Annotated in this window: 6 protein-coding genes and 1 pseudogene; 4 read left to right on the forward strand and 3 right to left on the reverse strand. The window is 60.6% G+C overall.

The window, feature by feature from the left end; genetic code table 11:
• Nucleotides 1-138: 138 nt before the first annotated feature.
• Together BLU75_RS07225 and BLU75_RS07230 are read left to right on the forward strand one after the other, a co-directional pair.
• Nucleotides 139-14037 (forward strand): beta-ketoacyl synthase N-terminal-like domain-containing protein, encoded by a 13899-nt coding sequence (locus tag BLU75_RS07225; protein WP_090221401.1) that lies wholly within the window; start codon nt 139-141, stop codon nt 14035-14037.
• Nucleotides 14038-14131: 94 nt separating this feature from the next.
• Nucleotides 14132-15118 carry a thioesterase domain-containing protein gene (locus BLU75_RS07230; protein WP_084379133.1) on the forward strand — a complete coding sequence of 329 codons (987 nt, stop codon included), beginning with the start codon at nt 14132-14134 and terminating at the stop codon, nt 15116-15118.
• A gap of 120 nt (nt 15119-15238) precedes the next feature.
• Here the strand turns inward: BLU75_RS07230 and lpxH are convergent, their stop codons facing one another.
• Nucleotides 15239-15988 carry a UDP-2,3-diacylglucosamine diphosphatase gene (gene lpxH, locus BLU75_RS07235; protein WP_084379132.1) on the reverse strand — a complete coding sequence of 250 codons (750 nt, stop codon included), beginning with the start codon at nt 15986-15988 and terminating at the stop codon, nt 15239-15241.
• Nucleotides 15985-16488 (reverse strand): peptidylprolyl isomerase, encoded by a 504-nt coding sequence (locus BLU75_RS07240; protein ID WP_084379131.1) that lies wholly within the window; start codon nt 16486-16488, stop codon nt 15985-15987. The genes lpxH and BLU75_RS07240 overlap by 4 nt, the downstream gene beginning before the upstream one ends.
• A 249-nt stretch (nt 16489-16737) precedes the next feature.
• Between BLU75_RS07240 and BLU75_RS07245 the strand changes: the two genes are divergently transcribed.
• Nucleotides 16738-18438 carry a glutamine--tRNA ligase/YqeY domain fusion protein gene (locus tag BLU75_RS07245; protein WP_084379233.1) on the forward strand — a complete coding sequence of 567 codons (1701 nt, stop codon included), beginning with the start codon at nt 16738-16740 and terminating at the stop codon, nt 18436-18438.
• Nucleotides 18439-18459: 21 nt separating this feature from the next.
• A complete protein-coding gene (cysS, locus tag BLU75_RS07250) occupies nt 18460-19842 on the forward strand; it encodes a cysteine--tRNA ligase (RefSeq protein WP_084379130.1) in 1383 nt (460 codons plus the stop codon).
• A 285-nt stretch (nt 19843-20127) separates the two neighbouring features.
• On the opposite strand, the pseudogene BLU75_RS07255 reads toward cysS, so the two are convergent.
• Nucleotides 20128-21399 (reverse strand): annotated as a pseudogene (locus tag BLU75_RS07255) (DUF6531 domain-containing protein); the annotation flags it as partial.
• Nucleotides 21400-21469: the final 70 nt, after the last annotated feature.

The raw sequence follows: 21469 nt of genomic DNA on the forward strand, positions 1-21469 counted from the left end.
TTCACAGTATCTGTCGCCCATAAGCGGCGGTATATCTATTTGTGTGAAGTGTTTTCTCAACCATTCACGTACGTGACACCGTTGAATTAACCGACGGCGTTTATTTCCTTCGCAGTCATTGAGCGACATGGAGTCAACGTGGACGTGATTCATGAAATGGCCAGTGGGTGGGTAGCCCTGCCCGTGCTTGATGCACTGAAACAGCAGGGCATTCTAGAGCTGTTGTCGCAGCATACGTTGCAGGTCAACGATGTGGCACAAGGTTGTGGCGCCGATGCCATGCGCCTGCGCGCCGCGTTGGGATTGTTGACGCAACTGGGCTATCTCGACAGCCCTTATCCCGGTCTTTATTCGAGCAACGCCCGAACGGCGCTGGCGGCCTCGTTGCCTGACGAGCTGGTGGCGCTGGGCAAGCTGTCATTGTTCGATGACTGCCTCACATCTGCGCAGTGTGCGGTCTGGCAACGCAGACTGATGCGGTGTATCGGCGCAGACGCTGACGACGAATGTGCGCGGTTGTGGGATTGCGCCATCCTGGTGCCGCTGCTGGCGGGTTTTGGCTGGCTTGCGCCGGACACGCTGGAACAGGCTTGCCCTCCAGGAGATTGCGCGCCGGTATGGCAAACCCTGCAGCAGCTGTTCGTGCACCGGGGCTGGGCAGAGCAGCGGCGCAACGGGTTTGCGTTGACGTTGCAGGGCCGCAAGATACTCTTGGCCAGCAGTTCGCTGGCGGTTGTGGTGGCCCACGCCCCCCTTTTGCAGAACCTGTCGGCGCTGCTGTTTGAAGGTGCGCCGGCGCTTGACCTGGAAACGGCCGCGAGCCCTGGCCTGTCGCGGCCCCCCGCCTCGACAGAGGCATGGGCTTATCAGCGCGTCGTCGAGGCGTTTAGCGGGCGGGCCTGGGTCGAACCCGCGGCGTGGTTGATGGAGGCTGCCGCTGCGGGGCAGTTTGTCGCACCGGGTGCCTGGCGTTCGATGCGGCAATGGCTGGCGAGCGCCTGGCCGCAATTACCTGATGTCAGCCAACGGGCCTATACGGTGCGCCCCCCGGTAGTGGATGACTTGCCGCAATTGATTGAACTTGACCGGCTCTCACAACCCTCAGGTTTACACACACCGCCACAGATTATTGAGTGGCGAGTACGTAACACACCGCAAACCCTGATGGTGTTAGTGGCGCAAGGGCGAATAGCCGCAGCCCTGCATGCGCAACGGATAGATGGCACCGATGCATTGCGTGACACCACGTATTCCCAGGTGCATCACTTGCACCAACCGGACGGTGTGCACCTTCAACTGCTCGGGCTTTATGTTCTTCCCGAGATGGCGGGACGCGGCTACAGCGACGCCTTGATCGAATGCATGTTGACGTATGCGGCCATGTTGGGTGATGTGCAGAGTGTCATCGGCGTTACACGCTGCGCCGGGTTTGTGCATCAGCGCGAATCCGTCAGCCTCGAAGACTATGTTCGCTCGCGCAATGTCCAGGGTGAAATGAGCGACCCGATGCTGCACTTTCATGTCTCACGGGGTGCCGTTATCCGTGAAGTATTACCCGGTTTCCGAGCGGGCGACAGCGACAATAATGGCGCGGGAGTTTTAATCGAATATGCCTGGCCAGATATCGCCGTTACTGCACATGAGGCTGACAGCACTCCCGAAGTGGCAGCGCTGTCTCGCATTCAATTGGAACAGCTCGTTCAACACGCGGCCTTGCAGGTATCAGCGGCCGGAAAGGCCGATGCTTACAGTCCATCCAGACCCTGGATGGAGATGGGCCTGGGCTCGTTGCAATTGCTGGAATTGCGTAGACGCTTGAGCAGTGAAACGGGCCTGAGGCTGGATGCGACATTCTTGTTCAGTTGCCCCACGCCTGATGCGGCAATCGCTTATTTCGTTGAACACTTGGGTGTACCGCCTGGCTCAAGTGCGTCGGCATCGCGCGGTCCGAGCAGCCAGGCGGCTGTCGCCGAGACGAACGAGGACAGCATCGCGATCATTGGCATGGCGTGTCGCCTGCCGGGGGGGATCAGTCATCCGGCCCAGCTTTGGACCGCGCTCATGCAAGGCCAGAGTCTGGTCGGTCCGATGCCGCCAGCGCGTCGGGCACTCAGGTCCGCTGAGGCGTCATCGTTCTCATGGCACGCCGGTTTCCTGAACGACATAGATCGGTTTGATGCAGGTTTTTTCCGTATTTCACCCCATGAAGCCCAGTGGCTGGATCCGCAGCAGCGTTTGCTACTGGAGGTGGCATGGGAGGCGTTGGAGTCGGCAGGCCTCTCCCCGCGATCGTTGCAAGGTTTGGCCAACGGGATTTTTGTCGGGATGATGGGCAGCGAGTACGCGCACCTGCTTGGCAGCAATCCGGCGGACGAACTCGAGGCACATTTCGCCACAGGCGCGGCCTGTTCCGTGGCCGCCGGGCGGCTGGCGTATTTTCTCGATTGGCGTGGGCCGGCGCTGACGGTCGATACCGCGTGCAGTTCCTCGCTGGTCGCGGTGCATCTTGCCTGCCGCAGTCTACAGACCGGTGAATCGAACATCGCCCTGGCCGCGGGCGCCAATGTATTGCTCGATGACCGGGTCTTTCTGGCATTCGAGAAGGCGGGCATGTTGTCGCCGACCGGCCTGTGTCACACCTTTGACCAAGCTGCCGATGGCTACGTCCGTGCAGAAGGCTGCGCCATGGTGGTGCTCAAGCGATTCTGCGAGGCGCAGGCCGACGGCGATCCGATCCTGGCGACCATAGCCGCCAGCGCTATCAACCAGGATGGCGGCGGCGCGGGACTCACCGCGCCCAATCCGCACGCCCAGCAATCGGTCATTGAAACCGCGCTGCTGCGTGCCGGGCTGCCCGCTTCGGCCATCAGTTATCTGGAAGCACATGGCACCGGAACTCCGCTTGGCGATCCTATTGAAGTGCAGGCCGCCGCGCAGGTGCTGGGGCGGGAGCGCTCGGTGCAGCAACCGTTGCTGATCGGCTCGATCAAAAGCCTGCTCGGCCATTTGGAAGCGGCTGCGGGTATCGCGGGGCTACTCAAGACCGTGCTGTCGATGCAGCACTCAATCATTCCCGGGCAACTGAATTTTCACACGGCCAACGCCCACATTCCGTGGGACACGCTGCCGATCCGCGTGCCCCAAACAGCGCAACCCTGGCCTGATCCGGTGAAAAGGGCCGGGGTCAGTTCATTCGGCTTCAGTGGCACCAACGCGCATCTCATCGTGCAAGCCCATGACGCTGCCGAACCGGCGCTCGCCGCAACCTGCAAGCCGATGGCCATCGTGCTCTCCGCACGCACCGCCGAGCAACTCATGGCCCGCTCGCGCCAGTTGTTGGCTTTCTTGGAACACAGCACGGTGGACGTGGTTGCGTTGGCCTACACCTTGCAGGTTGGCCGAGACGCCATGGCGATGCGCCTGGGGTTTATCGCGTCGACACTCACTGAAGTGAAAACCCGACTGGCGGACCTTTGCAGTGAGCGCCCCGGCGCTCAGACCCCGGAGCCAACTCCCGCGTCGTCGCTGGCGCAGAGCCTTGCACGCTGGTTGCACGGCGACGAGGTGGACTGGCACGCGCTGCATGACCTGCCAGCGCCGCGAAAATTGGCATTGCCGACTTATCCCTTTGCCGATGAACGCTACTGGTTGCCCGAAGAAATCAGCGCCGCGCCGCAGCACGACACGGCTTCAGCGCAATTGCTGACGTTGACCGCAGGCTGGGAGCGCATGGAAGCGTCGAGCCAGGAGCCGGTCGACGCAACTTTATCAACGTTGTGGTTGAGTGCTGACGCGACAGCCGCAAACTTGCCAGTCCAGTTCAACGCCTTGAAGTTTGATGAACCCTGCACGGCTGAACGGTTGGGCGCACGGTTGCAGGCCCAAGCGCGGTGGCAGCAGTTGGTCTGGCGGGTACCGGTTTCCGACAACGCGCCGATCATGGGGTTTCGCTTGATCCAGGCGCTGTTTGCCTTGGGTTATGACCGGCAACCGTTGCGCCTGACGGTGCTCACCGAACAGGCACACGCCCTGGAACCTCGCGAGCAGGTCGATCCATGTCACGCCAGCGTAGTCGGTTTGATGGGCACGCTGGCGCGGGAGTATCCCCATTGGCAGCTGCGCCTTATCGACCTGCCCGCAGGTCAGTTCATTGCGCCGGATACCTGGCTGCACCGCCAGGCGGACCCGCAACGCAACGTGCAGATCTGGCGTGACGGCGTTTGGTATCGACATCGGTTGGTGCCCACCGAGCTGCCGCCCTTGGGTGTTTCGGCTTACCGGCGGGGTGGCGTCTACGTGGTCCTGGGGGGCGCGGGAGGCCTGGGTCGGGTATTCAGCGAATACGTTATCCGATGCTATCAGGCGCAGGTGATATGGTTGGGGCGGCGCGCCGAGGATGCGCAGATTACTGAGCAATGTGCTCGCCTTGGCACGCTTGGTCCCGCACCGGTTTACCTGCAGGCAGATGCCCGGGACCGCGAGGCGCTGGTGCGTGCGCGGGCGGCGATTGTTGAACGCTATGGCGTGGTCCATGGCGTGGTGCATGCGCCGATGGTACTGGCGGACAACCCGCTGGCGCGCATGGATGAACCGAGCTTTCTGGCGGCGTTCCTGGCCAAGACCACGGTGGTTAATCTGGATGCCGTATTCGGTGCCGAGGGCCTGGATTTTTTTGCCAGTTTCTCCTCGATCGCCAGTTTCCTCAAGACCCCGGGCGCGGCCAACTATGTCGCAGGTTGCTGTTTTGTGGATGCCTACGCGCATAACCTGGGCAGTCGCGGCTATCCGATAAAGCTCATGCATTGGGGGCCGTGGTTCGATACCGGCGGGATTTCCGCGCCCGGCTATCGCACCTTCATGCAGCAGATGGGGTTCGAGTCCTTGGGCTCAGACGAAGCGATGGCCGCGCTCGAACAACTGTTGTCGGGCCCGCTCGACAGCGTGGTGGTGGCGCGGGCGCGGCGTGATCGGCTCAACGACGTGCTCACTCCGGTCGCCGTCCAGGCGCGCCCCCAGCCCGCCGCTGCGCCGTCGTCACAGGTCGCTGCGGGCGGGCGCGGCTACCGCGCAGAAATGCACGGCATGAGCCTTGTCGAAGCCATCGTGTGGGATTTGATCGAGCAGGCGCGGACGGTCTCGAAGCTGCCGCGCCAGGCGATCAAAGCGACCGCGAATTTGAGTGAATATGGGTTTGACTCGATCCTGCTGGTGCGCCTCGCCCGACGGTTGAGTGAACACTACGACTTGATGTTGTGGCCGCCGCTGTTTTTCAGTTACCCCAGCCTGGACCAACTGGCTCAGTATCTCGTGCAATTTCACCAGCCGTTGATGGCCGCGTTGTATGAGCCGCCGGGCAGCGGCGGCGCACCTGCCGCGCCGGGCGCCGCGCCGACCCTCGATGCAGCTCAGGCGAAGACGGACGAACAGGCAGACGAGCCGATCGCAATTATTGGCCTGAGCGGTCGTTTTGCCGGCGCCAGGAACGCCGAACAGTTCTGGGAAATTCTCCGTGACGGACGTTCGGTGGTGCAGCCTTTCGCACCCGATCGCCTGGCAGACACCAGCCGTCAACGCTGGTTGGCCGCCATGCCCGGAGTGGCTGAGTTCGATCCGCTGTTTTTCGAAATTGCCCCCCGCGAAGCGGCGCTGATCGACCCGCGCCAACGGCTGCTCATGCAGGAAACCTGGTGTGCCCTGGAGGACGCCGCATACGGCCCCGTCCAGTTGAAGCAACAGACGATCAGCACGTTCGTTGGTGTCGAAGCCGGTGACTACGGGCGCCTGATAGGCAGCCAGAACACCCTCACCGCGAATCACGACTCCATTCTCGCTGCGCGCCTGGCGTACTTCCTCGACTTGAGCGGACCGACGCTGGCGATCAATACCGCCTGCTCTTCAAGCCTGGTCGCGCTGCATCAGGGCTGTTTGAGCCTCAGAAGCGGCGAGAGTGATACCGCGATAGTGGCGGCGGTGAACCTGTTGGCGGGGACCCAACTGACTGATCAGATGGCCGATGCCGGCATGCTTGCGCCCGACGGCGTTTGTCATGCCTTCGACAAGCGCGCTCAGGGTATGGCGCCCGGTGAAGCCGCCGTGGTGGTGGTGCTCAAGCGCCTTTCTCGGGCCCAGGCTGATGGCGATCCGATTCGTGGGGTGATCGTGGGGAGCGGGATCAACGGCGACGGCAAGACCCAGGGGATTACCGCGCCCAATGGTCGAGCCCAGAGCAGCCTGTTTCGCAAGGTATACGAGCGTTACCAGGTTAACCCGGACGAGATCGAATACGTGGTCAGTCACGGCACAGGCACGCCCTTGGGTGATCCCGTGGAAATTAACGCGTTGTGCGACGCCTTTGCGCCCTTCACGCAACGCCGGCAGTATTGCGCGATTACGTCCAATAAACCCAATGTCGGACATGGACTGGCCGCGGCGGGGCTGGTGAGCGTGGTCAATCTGCTCAAGGCGTTCGAGCACGAAACCATTCCGGCGAGTTTGAATTGCGAGCAGGCAAGCGACTATGTGACTTGGGCCGATACGCCGTTTTATGTGAACACGACGAACACCTCCTGGCCTGCCGCAGACGCCAGGCCGCGCCTCGGGGCCGTGAGCGCGTTCGGCATGAGTGGCACCAACGCGCATGTGCTGCTGCGCGGGCCCGAAGCCTGTGCCAGCGCCGAGGTCAGGGTTCCTCGCGTGCCGGTGGTGTTGGCCGTGTCGGCAAAAAGTCAGGCGGCATTGCACGGGCGCATCGACGACCTGATACGCGCGCTCGGCACCCTGCCGGACAACGCAGCGATGCTGCAAAGAGTGGCGTATACCTTGCTGAACGGGCGCCAGCATTTTGCCTGGCGTTGCGCAATTGTCGCCGAGGACATGGACCAAGCCGTTTCGCTATGGCGCCAGGCTTTACGCGGCGAGTCATCGGCCGCGCTTTATCAAGGGCAGCTTGCCAGGGACTTTGAAACAAATGTCGCAATGCGCGAAGACGGTCGACGTCTGATAGAGCAAGCCGGCCGGGAAACGTCACCCGCGGCTATGCTGGCGCTGTTGTCGAGGGTTGCCGAGCGGTATTGCCAAGGCGACGAGCTTCCCTGGGCCGCCTTGTTTGACCCGCATGCAAGGAGCCGCGTGCACCTGCCGACGTATCCGTTCGAAGCTGACCCGTTTTGGGCGGTGAAGTCCTCCGAGGAGTGCGCGCCGGCTGCCGAAATGCCGACGCTTTCCAGTGCAGAGCCATGGCATTCGAGCGTGCGGCTCACTGGCGAAGAGGCGTTTCTGCGGGACCATGTGGTGCTGGGGCAACAGATCGTTCCGGGCGTTGTCCAGCTCGAATGGGTTATGACTGCTGTCACTCGGTATGGCGGTGGTGCGCCGTTCCGACTGGAGCAAGTGGCCTGGTTGCGTCCCGTGACGGTGGACGTTATCCAGGACCTGCATATTGCATTGGTGCGTATGGACGAGCGCACTCTCGGTTATGAGGTCTACGGCACCGGGCAGGGTCAAAAGCGGCTCTACAGTCAAGGCCGGGCCACGCTATTGTCCGACACGCAAACGGCGCCGGCACCGTGGCTCGATATAGCGAGCCTGCGCGCGCGTTGCACGCGAAGCCGCGACGGTGCTGCCTGCTACCGGGATTTTGCCGAGGCGGGTCTGGATTACGGCAGTAGTTTTCAAGTCCTGCAAAGCCTGCATCTGGGCGACGATATCGCGGTTGGCAGCTTGCACGCATCCCCGGAGCCGTCGTTCTTGCTGGACGGCGCATTGCAGGCGAGTGTGATCCTGGGCGGCGCCGCAGGTGTGACAATGCCTTTTTCGTTGGAGTCGTTTCAACAGTGGGGGCCTTTGACCGGCGCACTGTCCGTGGTGGTCCGGCGTGTGTCGGATGACGGCGCGACGACTCGCCGATTTGACATTGATCTGGTTGACGCCGCGGGCGATGTGGCTGCGCGCTTTGTCGATTTTAGCGGTCGTTGCACACCGGTCGATTCAAGCCCGGCCTGTGGCGCCAATGCTGGGCTCATGTTGGCTTCCCGGTGGGAGCGTGAACCGCCTTTGGCGCAAGCGGAGGCGACTGATCCGCAGCCGCTGGTACAAATAGGCGGCGACCCACAAGGTGCTCCCAAGGTGAGTTGGCAGGCTGATGAAGGCAGCGATGTCTTGATCGAACGCCTGACCCCGCATCTGCCACTGAAACAGGTTGTGTGGTACGTACCGGCTGCAGGCACGCAACTGGCTGTCATGGGCTTGCGCTTGGTCAAGGCGCTGCTGGCGCTGGGCTACGCGACGCAGTCACTGGGGTTGACTGTGATCACCCAGCAGGCCCAAGGCCTGAATGCCTTGGACGAGGTCGATCCGGAACAGGCCAGCGTGCATGGGCTGATAGGTTCCATGGCCAAGGAGTATGCGCACTGGCAGGTGCGCTTGCTGGACATGGCGCCGGGAGATTCACCTGCCCAGGCCACGCTCCTCGCCCAACCCGCGCAGCCTTATGGGAACGCCCGACTCTGGCGCCAGGGCGGGTGGTACGGGCAGCGGTTGGTGCCGTGCCAATGGCCTGGGGTCTCTGATACGCGCCTGTCGGTGTTTCGCGAAGGCGGCGTGTACGTGGTGTTGGGGGGCGCTGGAGGGGTAGGTGTAGCGTTCAGCGAATACCTGATCAAGCGTTACCAGGCGCAATTGATCTGGCTGGGGCGTCGGGCCGCCGATGAACCCATCCGGCAGCAGTGTGCGCGTCTGGCGGAATTCGGTCCAAGGCCGCTGTATGTGCAGGCTGACGGCACTCATCACGACGCTCTGGAGCTGGCGTGCGTGCAGATCAACGAGCGCTTTGGCAGAGTCCACGGCGTGGTGCACGCCGCCATCGTCCTGGCCGACCAAAGCCTCGCTGGCATGGACGAAAGTGGGTTCGTGGCGGCCTTGTCGGCCAAAACCCTTACCGCGCAAAACCTGGCGGCGGTATTTGGTAAGCAGGATCTGGACTTCTTGCTGTTCTTCGGCTCCCTGCAAAGTTTTCTCAAGGCCCCCGGACAGAGTAACTACGCGGCCGGCTGCTGCTATGTCGATGCGTTGGTTCAAACCCTGGTCACACGTCGTGATCCGCCATCCTTCCCGGTCAAGGTGATGCAATGGGGCTACTGGGGCAGCGTGGGCGTCGTGGCATCTCCCTTTTATGCCAGGCGCATGGCGCAAAAGGGCTTGGGGTCAATTGAACCGTCCCAGGCGATGGCGGCGCTGGAAGCGTTTCTGCTGGCGCCGGTCAGTCAGCTGGTTTTTTTGCAAAAGGCACCTGCCTCCACATTGGCTCCAGAGCTGGGGTTCGACCCAACGGTCGTGCCCGAGCCCGCACTTATGGGTGAGTGTATGTTATTACCAGAACAACCCTTGATCCCTGTACCGTCCGCGCTGGTTGTGCGTGGGTATAAAGAGCTTGAACGACGCCTGGCGCAATTGATCTGGGCACGACTGGACCAGTTGGGTCGCCATGAATACCTGGAACCGAAATACCAGCGCTGGTGTCAAGCCACCGAGCGTGTGCTCGGTGCCGTGGGACTGCATCGGGATATCCAGGCACCGTCCTGGCCGGTGCTCTGGGAACAATGGCAAACGTACCGTGAGCAACTGCCCGGCGACACAGGTTTGAGTGCACACGTGCGGGTCGCCGACGCGGTGCTGCATGCGCTTCCCAGCGTCTTGAGCGGCCAGCAATCGGCGACCGCCGTGCTGTTTCCCCAAGGACAACTGCATTTGCTGGAAGGCGTGTACGGCAATCATCCGATCGCCGATTATTTCAATGCTGTATTGGCTGAACGCTTGCAAGCGTATGTGCGCGCCCGGTTGGCGCACGATCCGCACCTGCGATTGCGGATACTGGAGGTGGGGGCGGGGACTGGCGCTACCAGTGCGAGTCTTATGACTCATCTTTCACCTTTTGACGCTCATATTGATGAATATTGCTACACCGACATCTCGCGGGTTTTTCTCGCGCATGCTCAGGCGCGTTACGCTACTGGCGCGCCCTATCTGCGTACGCAATTGCTGGATATCGAAGTCTCGCCGCTGACGCAGGGGTTCGACGCGGGTCAATACGATGTGGTGATTGCCGCGAACGTATTACATGCGACGCGAGACATCCGTCGCAGCCTGTGTAACGTCAAGACGCTGCTCAAAGGCAATGGGTTGTTGCTGCTCAATGAGTTGTCCGGGACCAGTGTATTTCAGCACCTGGTGTTCGGTTTGCTTGATGGGTGGTGGTTGGCAGAGGACCACGCATTACGCGTAGCGGACAGTCCCGCATTGCACGCCGATTCGTGGCGAGCGGTGCTTAATAGCGAAGGCTTTACAGCGATTAATCTGTTGGCGCAGGATGCCTGCGAGCTGGGGCAGCAGATCGTCGAGGCTATCAGCGACGCGCGGGGATTCGTCGAACGGCCACTTGCCCAAGGTCCAGGCTTGGCAACGCTCCCTGAGGTTGAGCGAAAACTAGGAAGTCCGTTACAGGTCGATGCGCGCCAGGTCATTCGGGAATGTGTCGCGCAATCGCTGGGGCTTAAAGACACGCAACTGCATGACGATCAGACGTTCGTGTCCTGCGGCCTGGATTCGATCAGCAGCGTGGCCCTGGTCAACGTGATCAATACTCGGCTGAGCCTCAAATTGCCGGCCACCGTGGTGTTTGATTACCCCACCATCGAACGATTGGACAACTACCTCAAGGACAAGCTGCACGCGCCGCTTGCGCCGCCTCCTGTGGCTGAGCGCACTGTCGCGCAATCTGCTTCTGTTACCCCGGCACCGGTGGCGCGATTGGGCGCGGCCGAACACGCCGTCGCGACCTGCCGGCGGATACTGTTGGAACGGCCTGGCTCGATAGACGAAATCCGGGTGGTGGAAGAAACATGCGCCGCCTTGGGCGGGCATGAAGTGCGCATCGCCGTGCAGGCTTTTTCGCTGAATTTTGGCGATTTGCTGTGCGTCAAAGGCTTGTACCCTACGCAGCCTGCTTACCCGTTCACACCGGGATACGAGGCCAGCGGCATCGTCACCGCTATTGGTCCCGACGTTTGCGATGTGGCGGTGGGGGACGCGGTAGTTGCACTGGCGGGCGCACAGTTTGGCGCGCAAGCGACGCTCATTACCTGCCCGCAACACTTGGTTTTCCGTTGCCCGACTGGCTTGTCGTTTGAACAAGCTTGTGCAGTGCCCGTGGCTGCAATCACGGTTATCGAGTGCTTTCGAAAAGCCCAGTTGCAGGCGGGTGAGCGCATCCTGATCCAAACCGCCACGGGAGCCGTCGGGCTGATGGCCGTGCAACTGGCGCAATCAATCGGCGCGCAGGTATACGCCACCGCGGGCTCGCAGGAAAAACTCGATTATCTGGCCGCGCGGGGCGTATCCCATGCGATCAACTATCGCGAAGATGACTTCGAGCGCGTTATCCAACAGTTAACTGATGGCGAAGGGGTGGATGTCGTCATCAACATGCTCGCCGGCGATGCACTGCAAAAGGGCTTGAACTGCCTGGCGGCGGGCGGGCGGTATGTAGAGATTGCAATGACCGCCTTGAAATCGGCACGCTCCATTGACTTGTCGATCCTGGACAACAATCAGTCCATGCACAGCGTCGATATCCGTAAGCTCGGCCTGGAGCGGCCGCAAGCGCTGCGAGCTGCCTGGCAGGAGATGGAACGTTTGCTTGAGCGGGGCAGCATTGCCCCGGCATTGGATAAGATCTTTGCGTTCGATGACATTCATCAGGCCTATCGCCGGATGGAGCAGCGCCAGCACATCGGCAAAATCGTGGTGCGCGTAGAGCAGCAACCCAGTTTCAGCGCATCCGGCGCCCTGGAGGCCCAGGCGGGGTTGGAACCGATAGCGATCATTGGCATGAGCGGGCGTTTTGCAACTGCCAACAACGTTGAAGAACTCTGGGAAGCTTTGGCCCAGGGCCAGGATCTGGTAGGCCCCGTAACCCGCTGGGATCTCTCCCGAGCCAGTTCCGGCGAGGATAAGTCGGCGTGTCGTGACGGTGGTTTTTTACGCGATATCGACTGTTTCGACCCGATGTTCTTCAACCTGTCGAGCATGGAAGCACTCGCCATGAACCCCCAGCAGCGCCTGTTGATGGAAGAGGTGTGGCATGCGCTGGAAGACGCGGGGTATGCGGGCAAGTCTGTTGAAGGCAGCCGCTGCGCAGTGTACGCGGGGTGCTCGACCGGCGATTATCTGCCACTGCTGGGTGCGCAAGCTACGGCACAGGCGTTCTGGGGCAATGCGGCATCAGTCATACCGGCCCGCATGGCCTTTCATATGAACTGGCAGGGTCCAGCCATCGCCACCGACACCGCATGCTCCAGTTCGTTGGTGGCGCTGCATCAAGCGTGCGAGGCCCTGCGTGCCGGGGACATCACCATGGCCGTCGCCGGCGGCGTCTTCGTGCAATGCACAGAGCGGTTGTATGTCCAGGGTAACCGGGCTGGCATGCTTTCCACTTCGGGACGATGCCGTACGTTTGACGCCAAGGCCGATGGTTTCGTGCCGGGCGAAGCGGTAGCGGCCGTGGTGCTCAAGCCGTTGACGCAAGCTCGCGACGACGGGGATGCCATCTACGGGGTGGTCTACGGCTCGGGCATCAATTATGACGGCGCCACCAATGGCCTCACAGCGCCCAGCGGGCCGGCGCAAACCCGACTTGCACGTGAGGTCTATCAGCGCTTCGCCATCAACCCCAACGACATTCAATGGGTGGAGGCCCATGGCACCGGCACAACGTTGGGCGACCCCATCGAAGTCAGTGCGTTAACTCAAGCGTTTACCCAACCGGATGCGCCGCAGGCACGGCGCCCCATCGGCTCGATAAAAAGCAATATAGGCCATGCCGCGACGGCTGCAGGGATTGCCGGGGTCATCAAGGTCGTGTTGTCGCTGCAGCATCGCAAGATCCCCGCTTCGCTGCACTTCGATCAAGGCAATCGGCATATCGATTTTGAAAAAAGCCCATTTTATGTGCCGACGACGCTAACCGATTGGAACGTCGCAAAGGGCCAGGCGCGCAGGGCTGCGGTCAGTTCGTTCGGATTCAGCGGGACCAATGCCCATGCGGTGATTGGCGAGGCGCCTGAGCAGGCGCGCGTGCCGCTTTCCCGGGACCCGCGGCTGATCGTGGTATCTGCGCGGTCACAGGAACAGTTGCGTGTGCTGGTGCAGCGTCTGATCGAGGACTTCAAGGCTGATGCAGCCGACATTGCTGCCGTCAGTCATACGCTCCTGGTCGGCCGGCGCCATCACGCGCACCGCCTGGCTTGCGTAGCAGCGGATCGTGCTGAACTCGCAGGACAGTTCAACCAGTGGCTTGCCGGTGAGGAGTCGCCGGGGCTGTTGATGAGCGGCGTTTTCCCGGTAACCGAAGTGCAGGCCGCGCATCGTTTGGGTCTGCAGCAGCTCCAGGACTTCCAGGCACACCGTCGCTCCTCGGAGCCCCGAGTGGCTGAGGAGACTTTGCGACGATTGGGCATGCTCTATGTCCAGGGCATCGATCTGCCCTGGGAACAGCTGTTCGACAAAGACGCTCGCCGTCGGATCCGACTCGCCGGATATCCTTTCGCACGTGAACGGTACTGGCCATCGGCGTCCGAACCAGCCGCGCAGGTGCTCAGCGGTTCAACCGAAGCTCGTCCCCTGGCGAAACCCGCTAAGGACGGAGCAGCCTTGTCGCAGATCCGCGAATTTGTGCGAAGCCAATTCAAGCAGGTCTTGCAGCTGACAGATGAAAAGCTCGGTGATGACACTCACTTCGACTATTACGGGATGGATTCCATTGTTCGTATGACGTTGGTAGCAGCCATTAACACCCGTTTCGGTCTTTCGCTGGAAAACAGCGTACTGGTCGACCACCCATCCGTGGAGCAGTTGATTACTTTTATAAACACCCAATGCGGAGTGCGTGAGGCGACCGGTAGCGAGTTTATCCATTTGAGTGGAATGAGTGTCACGCCGACTCAGTTGCAACAGGCGTGGGGAAAAATGCTGCAACCCAAATAAGGCCGCGGCGGGGCAGGGAGGCTTCGGTCAAACGACGCCTGTCGCCTGCCGATCGGCCTGGGTCCGTCTACCAACAGCTATTGAGGATTTCGTTATGTCGACACCTCTGGAAGATGCCAAAAATGTCGCAGGATACTCGAATGCCTTCGCCGTTCTGCCCACCGAAGTGGTGCATATGAATTCAGTGCGCAAAGGCAAACCGGTATTTTGGATACATGCTGCGGCGGGCGGGAGTTCGATCGGTCAATATCAACCCATGGCGGACGTTAGCCAACGACCGTTTTTCGCGATCAAACCACCGCTGATCGACATCAATCATTACTGGCTGCAAGGCCTGGAGGCGCGGGCCGCTTATTACGTCGCGCTGATAAAGTCCGTCGAGCCTGAAGGCCCCTTTGACCTGGGTGGTTATTCGATGGGCAGCACAATGGTGTATGAGGTGGCGAGACAGCTGGAGGGCGCAGGGAACCCGGTGCGATCTTTGATCCTCATCGATCCCACGGATATGGAATACGTCAAGCAATGGGCGGCCATGCGTAACCTGCCGGATGTCGGGAAAAAAAACCTGTTTTTAATGTCGATGAACTTTGCGCTGACTTCACAAAGATTCAATCAGAACAAACCCGATCAGATCGCGACGCTCGATCCGCTGGTGCATCGCAATCTGTTATCAGACACGACTTCCCTCGATGACTGGCTCGAAGAAATCGTCTTGCTCGGGCGTCAACGTGGTTTGCGACTGGGTAAAGATCAGTTCAAGTTAAGGGCCTTGCAAGATTACCAACTGCTCGAAAGCCTGATAGCGCATGGATATTCTCGACGCTTTAAACCCGGCAAGGAAATGCGGGGCTACGTGTTTATCAATGGCAGCGGGAACATGCACGGCACCAGCGCTCCTTACATACTGATGGACGATGAGATGGGTGCGGCGCTGGAGCGTGGCTACAACGCCGAATGGTTGGACGCATGCTCATCCTTCACGCAGATCGCATTGTCTTCCACGACGCATTTCATGCCGCTGCAAGAGGCCGATACATTGAAGCCCTGTGTGGATGTGTGCAGGGAGCTGTATGCGCGCTGATGTCTGGTCAAGGGGGTGCGGTTTTTGCATCATGTTGTAGCGGCAGATGTGCCAACTCGCCACATGCTATCAATCAGTAGTCATGCCGCCATTGCGCTCTGCCCACCCTTGTGGCGGGTTTTAACCCCCCGGCAGCGCCAACTGCGGATTCACGAAGTCAAACGCCGCCAACTGGAATCCGTGCTCATCCACCTGCAACGCCCAGCCCTGTTTGTCCCAATCCCCTAGCACAATCCGCTTGGCGGCCTGGTCACCAATCTGTAATTTATGGATCGCCGGGCGGTGGGTGTGGCCGTGGACCAGCGTGCTCACGCCGAATTGCTGCATCACGCGCGGTACTTCCTCGGGCGTGACATCAACAATATCGTTGGCCTTCATCCGCGTTTGCGCACGGCTTTCGCTACGCAGCTTGCGCGCCAGCTTGTGGCGACTGCGCAAGGGCAGATGACGCAGGATAAACAGCACGAGCGGGTTACGCAGGATGCGCCGCAGCTTCATATAGCCGAGGTCGCGGGTACACAGGCTGTCGCCGTGCATCAACAGCACCGGCTCGCCATAAAACTGCACGACACTCGGGTCCTTTAGCAAGGTGGCGCCCGCCGCTTTGCAGAACGCCTTGCCGATCAGGAAGTCACGGTTGCCATGCATGATGAAAATCTGGGTGCCACTGTCGCTCAGCGCACGCAGCGCCGCGCAAATGTCACGCTGGAAGGGCGTCATCCCATCGTCGCCAATCCAGGCTTCAAAGAAGTCCCCGAGAATGTACAACGCCTGGGCGCAACGGGCGCGACCGTTGAGCAAATCCAGAAACGCCCGGGTGATATCCGGGCGCTCCTTTTCCAGATGCAAATCTGAAATCAGCAGTATCACCCAACGATCTCGGCTTTCTCGACGATCACGTCTTCTACCGGAACGTCCTGGTGACCGGCCTTGCCAGTGGTCTGCACGGCCTTGATCTTGTCGACGATGTCAGTGCCTTCGGTGACTTTACCGAACACCGCGTAGCCCCAACCCTGCACGTTCTTGCCGCTGTGGTTGAGGAAAGCGTTGTCGGCGACGTTGATGAAGAACTGCGCGGAGGCCGAATGCGGCTCCATGGTACGGGTCATGGCGACGGTGTATTTGTCGTTGGAGAGACCGTTGTCCGCTTCGTTCTGGATGCTTGGGCGCTTGTCTTTCTTTTCTTTCATGCCTGGCTCGAAACCGCCGCCCTGGATCATGAAGTTACTGATAACACGGTGAAAAACGGTGTTTTCGTAGTGGCCGGCCTTCACGTACTCGATGAAGTTGGCGACGGTGATCGGCGCTTTCTCGGCGTTCAGCTCGATGACGATGTCACCGTGGTTGGTGGTCAGTTTGACTTGAGTCATGTTCACTACTCTTTTCAGGGAATTCGTGGGTTCGGGCGCCGTGGCGCCTTACCGGTTTGGCAAAACGGCAGCCAAGACTGCGCAGTTTAACGTGCCCGGCAGGAATTTCGAGGCGGTTTTTTACCGTCGGTGCGTTAAATGCACCTGTTTTGTGCCATGCCCTGTCAGCGGCTTGACAGCATCAGCTATGATAACGCCTTTGTTTTATCTGGCCTGACCCGGCCACGAACCTGTCTGTTCAAGGATCCTATGAGCAAGCCCACTGTCGACCCTACCTCGAATTCCAAGTCCGGACCTGCGGTCCCGGTCAATTTCCTGCGCCCGATCATCCAGGCGGACCTGGATTCGGGCAAGCACACGCAGATAGTCACCCGTTTCCCGCCAGAGCCCAACGGCTACCTGCACATCGGCCACGCCAAGTCGATCTGTGTGAACTTCGGTCTGGCCCAGGAGTTCGGTGGCGTCACCCACCTGCGTTTCGACGACACCAACCCGGCCAAGGAAGACCAGGAATACATCGACGCGATCGAAAGCGACGTCAAGTGGCTGGGCTTCGAATGGTCCGGTGAAGTGCGCTATGCCTCGCAGTATTTCGACCAGTTGCACGATTGGGCCGTTGAGTTGATCAAGGCCGGCAAGGCCTACGTCGACGACCTGACCCCCGAGCAAGCCAAGGAATACCGTGGCAGCCTGACCGAACCCGGCAAGAACAGCCCGTTCCGTGAGCGCTCCGTGGAGGAGAACCTGGACTGGTTCGCCCGCATGAAAGCCGGCGAATTCAAGGACGGCGAGCGGGTACTGCGGGCCAAGATCGACATGGCCTCGCCGAACATGAACCTGCGCGACCCGATCATGTACCGCATCCGTCATGCCCATCATCACCAGACCGGCGACAAGTGGTGCATCTATCCCAACTACGACTTCACCCACGGTCAGTCGGACGCCATCGAAGGTATCACCCACTCCATCTGCACCCTGGAGTTCGAAAGCCACCGTCCGCTGTACGAATGGTTCCTCGACAGCCTGCCGGTACCGGCGCATCCGCGTCAGTACGAATTCAGCCGCCTGAACCTGAACTACACCATCACCAGCAAACGCAAGCTCAAGCAACTGGTCGATGAAAAGCACGTGTTCGGCTGGGATGACCCGCGCATGTCGACCCTGTCGGGCTTCCGCCGTCGCGGCTACACCCCGGCATCGATCCGCAACTTCTGCGAGATGGTCGGCACCAACCGCTCCGACGGCGTGGTCGACTACGGCATGCTTGAGTTCAGCATCCGCCAGGATCTCGACGCGAACGCCCCGCGCGCCATGTGCGTGCTGCGTCCGTTGAAAGTCGTGATCACCAACTATCCGGAAGGCCAGGTCGAGAACCTCGAACTGCCGCGTCATCCGCAAAAAGAAGAACTGGGCGTGCGCAAGCTGCCGTTTGCCCGTGAAATCTACATCGACCGCGATGATTTCATGGAAGAGCCACCAAAGGGCTACAAGCGCCTGGAGCCGAACGGCGAAGTGCGCCTGCGCGGTAGCTACGTGATCCGTGCCGACGAAGCGATCAAGGACGCCGACGGCCACATCGTCGAACTGCGTTGCTCCTACGATCCTGAAACCCTGGGCAAGAACCCGGAAGGCCGCAAGGTCAAAGGCGTGGTGCACTGGGTTCCAGCGGCTGCCAGCGTCGAGTGCGAAGTCCGCCTGTACGACCGCCTGTTCCGCTCGGCCAACCCTGAGAAGGCCGAAGACAGCGCGAGTTTCCTCGACAACATCAACCCTGACTCCCTGCAAGTACTCACGGGTTGTCGTGCCGAGCCATCTTTGGGCAACGCACAGCCGGAAGACCGTTTCCAGTTCGAGCGCGAAGGCTACTTCTGCGCAGATATCAAGGACTCGAAACCTGGTCAGCCGGTATTCAACCGTACCGTGACCTTGCGTGATTCGTGGGGCCAGTGATCAAGTCTTAAGGGAAACATCGTGCTAACGATCTACAACACGCTCAGTAAGACCAAAGAAGTCTTCACGCCGCTGGATGGCAACAAGGTGCGCATGTACGTGTGCGGCATGACCGTGTACGACTACTGCCACATCGGCCACGGCCGCAGCATGGTTGCCTTTGACCTGGTGACCCGCTGGTTGCGTTTCAGCGGCTACGATTTGACGTACGTGCGCAACATCACCGACATCGACGACAAGATCATCAATCGTGCCAATGAAAACGGCGAGTCGTTCGACGCGCTGACCGAACGCATGATTGCGGCCATGCACGAGGACGAGGCGCGGCTCAACATCCTCAAGCCGGACATGGAGCCGCGTGCCACGGACCACATCCCTGGCATGCACGCGATGATCCAGACCTTGATCGACAAGGGTTACGCCTACGCCCCGGGCAACGGCGACGTGTACTACCGCGTCGCCAAGTTCATGGGCTACGGCAAATTGTCGCGCAAGAAAATCGAAGACCTGCGGATCGGCGCACGCATTGAAGTCGACGAAGCCAAGCAGGATCCGCTGGACTTCGTGCTGTGGAAAGGCACCAAGCCTGGCGAACCGAGCTGGGAATCGCCATGGGGCGCCGGTCGTCCGGGCTGGCACATCGAATGCTCGGTGATGTCCACTTGCTGCCTGGGCGAGACTTTCGACATTCATGGCGGCGGCAGCGACCTCGAGTTTCCGCACCACGAGAACGAAATCGCGCAAAGCGAAGCCGCCACCGGCAAGACCTACGCCAACGCGTGGATGCATTGCGGCATGATTCGCATCAATGGCGAGAAGATGTCCAAGTCCTTGAACAACTTCTTCACCATCCGCGACGTGCTGGAAAAGTATCACCCGGAAGTTGTGCGTTACTTGCTGGTGTCGAGCCATTATCGCAGCGCCATCAACTACTCGGAAGACAACCTCAAGGACGCCAAGGGCGCCCTGGAGCGTTTCTACCATGCGTTGAAAGGCTTGCCTGCCGTGGCGCCTGCCGGTGGCGAAGGGTTCGTGGCACGGTTTACCGAAGTCATGAACGACGACTTCGGCACCCCGGAAGCGTGCGCGGTCCTGTTCGAAATGGTGCGCGAGATCAACCGCCTGCGTGAGAGCGATCTCGACGCAGCGGCGGGGTTGGCTGCGCGTCTCAAGGAGCTGGCAAGCGTGTTGGGCGTCCTGCAAATGGAAGCCGATGACTTCCTGCAAGCAGGCGCCGAAGGACGTGTGGATGCAGCCGAGGTCGACGCACTGATCCAGGCCCGCCTGAATGCCCGTGCCAACAAGGACTGGGCAGAATCCGACCGCATCCGTGACCAACTCACCGCTATGGGCGTGGTGTTGGAAGACGGCAAGGGCGGGACGACGTGGCGGTTGGCTGACTGACGGTTGCTGGCGGTACGCTGAATAAAAACGCCCCGACTGGTTCGGTAATGCCGTTCAGTTAAGGCTGTGGCGAGGGGGCTTGTCCCCCGTTGGGCTGCGCAGCAGCCCCAAAAAAAGCCTCCTCCGTGCTTCAGTCCAAACTGGGGTGACAGGTTTGGGGGCTGCTGCGCAGCCCAACGGGGGACAAGCCCCCTCGCCACAAAAGCGGTATCAGGCGCTTCATTTGCTTGACTGAACGGCATTACGGCTGGTTCGGGGCGTTTTTTATTCGCCGTCGGCCAGGTCGAGGCGGGTGATGTGGCCGTCGGGGTACCTGACTTCGGTCAGCAAGCCGCGTGTGTCATAACGGTAGACGGTAACGCTGCCGTCAGGCTCGGTTTTGCGCGTGATATCGCCCTGCCTGTTGCGCAGGTAGGTCCAGACCGCGTGGCCGCGACGTACGAGGTGCAGGAACCCGTTGGCGTACTCGTAGGAAATAGGCTCGTCTTCGCCAGGAAACAGCCATATTAGTCGCCCGGCCTGGTCATACTGATAGGCCGTCACCGCCCCCAGCGGATCCTGCTCGACCGTCAACCGACCCTTTTCGTCGTATGACATGAAGTGCTGCGCACCGTGCGCATCGATCCGTTGTACCAGTCGCGCCCGCGAGTCATGCACATAGACGTGCTGGCTGCCATCGGCGCGGGACAGCGTGACACCGCCGCGATCATCCCAGGCGTAGCGCGTGTCCATCTGCGAACAGCTCGCCCAATGCCGGACACATCGCGCAGCCTTGCCAGCGCGTTGCCACGCCCAGAAGAAACTCGCGCCAGCGGCTGACGAGCGTTGCAATATCACCTGCTGCGCATCGTAGCGATAGCGCTCGCTTTCGCCTGCGGCATTGGTCGTCTCAACCAGCCGTTGGTGTGCGTCGTAACGGTAGGAAACGAGGGTGTGCTGAGTAATCCAGGCGTCGGTCAGCAGGCTTTGCGCGTCGAATGTCTGATAGTCGACGGCGACGATATGTGTTTGTTCGTAGCGCAACAGCAAGGCGCGGCCCGCCTGGTTAGACAGGCGCTGGATACGTGCCGAAGCATCGCGGCTGATGTGCAGGCGGTTGTCATACGCATCGCTGATCGACGTCAGTAGGGTGTCGCGAAAGTGATAGCGGCGCGCAGCCTGAGCCACGATCAGTTCATCCGGCGAAGCGCCCAGACAGATCGTCGCTTCGGCCAGGCTGTTACTGATGACCGGCCGCGCAACGCTGGGCAGCGCAAAGGTGCTGCTGCGGTTTTCGTGATCGGTCCACACCACCGAATCCCCCACCACCGCCAGCCGATGGGCCAGGGAGTGGCGCCAACCGAAACCCACGCCGCAATCCAGGTCAACCGCACTGCTGCGATACACCCGTTTCCAGGCAAACGGCAAGATCCCGGGCAACTCACCTTCGGTAAGCATCAACAGTGCTTCGCCGGTCACCATCGACACCCGGCAACCGTCAGTGACGGTCTGCTCGGCGCTGGTAATGGCCTCGCCATTCGGGTTTTTCGACACGCACGGCGAATCATCAATCGAATCGCTAAACGCAAAGTCATCCATGACGTTCTCTGCAAGATACGGGTATTGCAGTCTGCACCGCTAAAAGACC

Origin of the sequence: Pseudomonas mucidolens (assembly GCF_900106045.1) — a bacterium.
Lineage (GTDB): Bacteria > Pseudomonadota > Gammaproteobacteria > Pseudomonadales > Pseudomonadaceae > Aquipseudomonas > Aquipseudomonas mucidolens.

Bases quoted from the DNA above. Each gene is read 5' to 3' on its own strand.
- BLU75_RS07230 (WP_084379133.1), top strand. From the start codon at position 14,132: ATGTCGACACCTCTGGAAGATGCCAAAAATGTCGCAGGATACTCGAAT.
- BLU75_RS07240 (WP_084379131.1), bottom strand. From the start codon at position 16,488: ATGACTCAAGTCAAACTGACCACCAACCACGGTGACATCGTCATCGAG.
- BLU75_RS07245 (WP_084379233.1), top strand. From the start codon at position 16,738: ATGAGCAAGCCCACTGTCGACCCTACCTCGAATTCCAAGTCCGGACCT.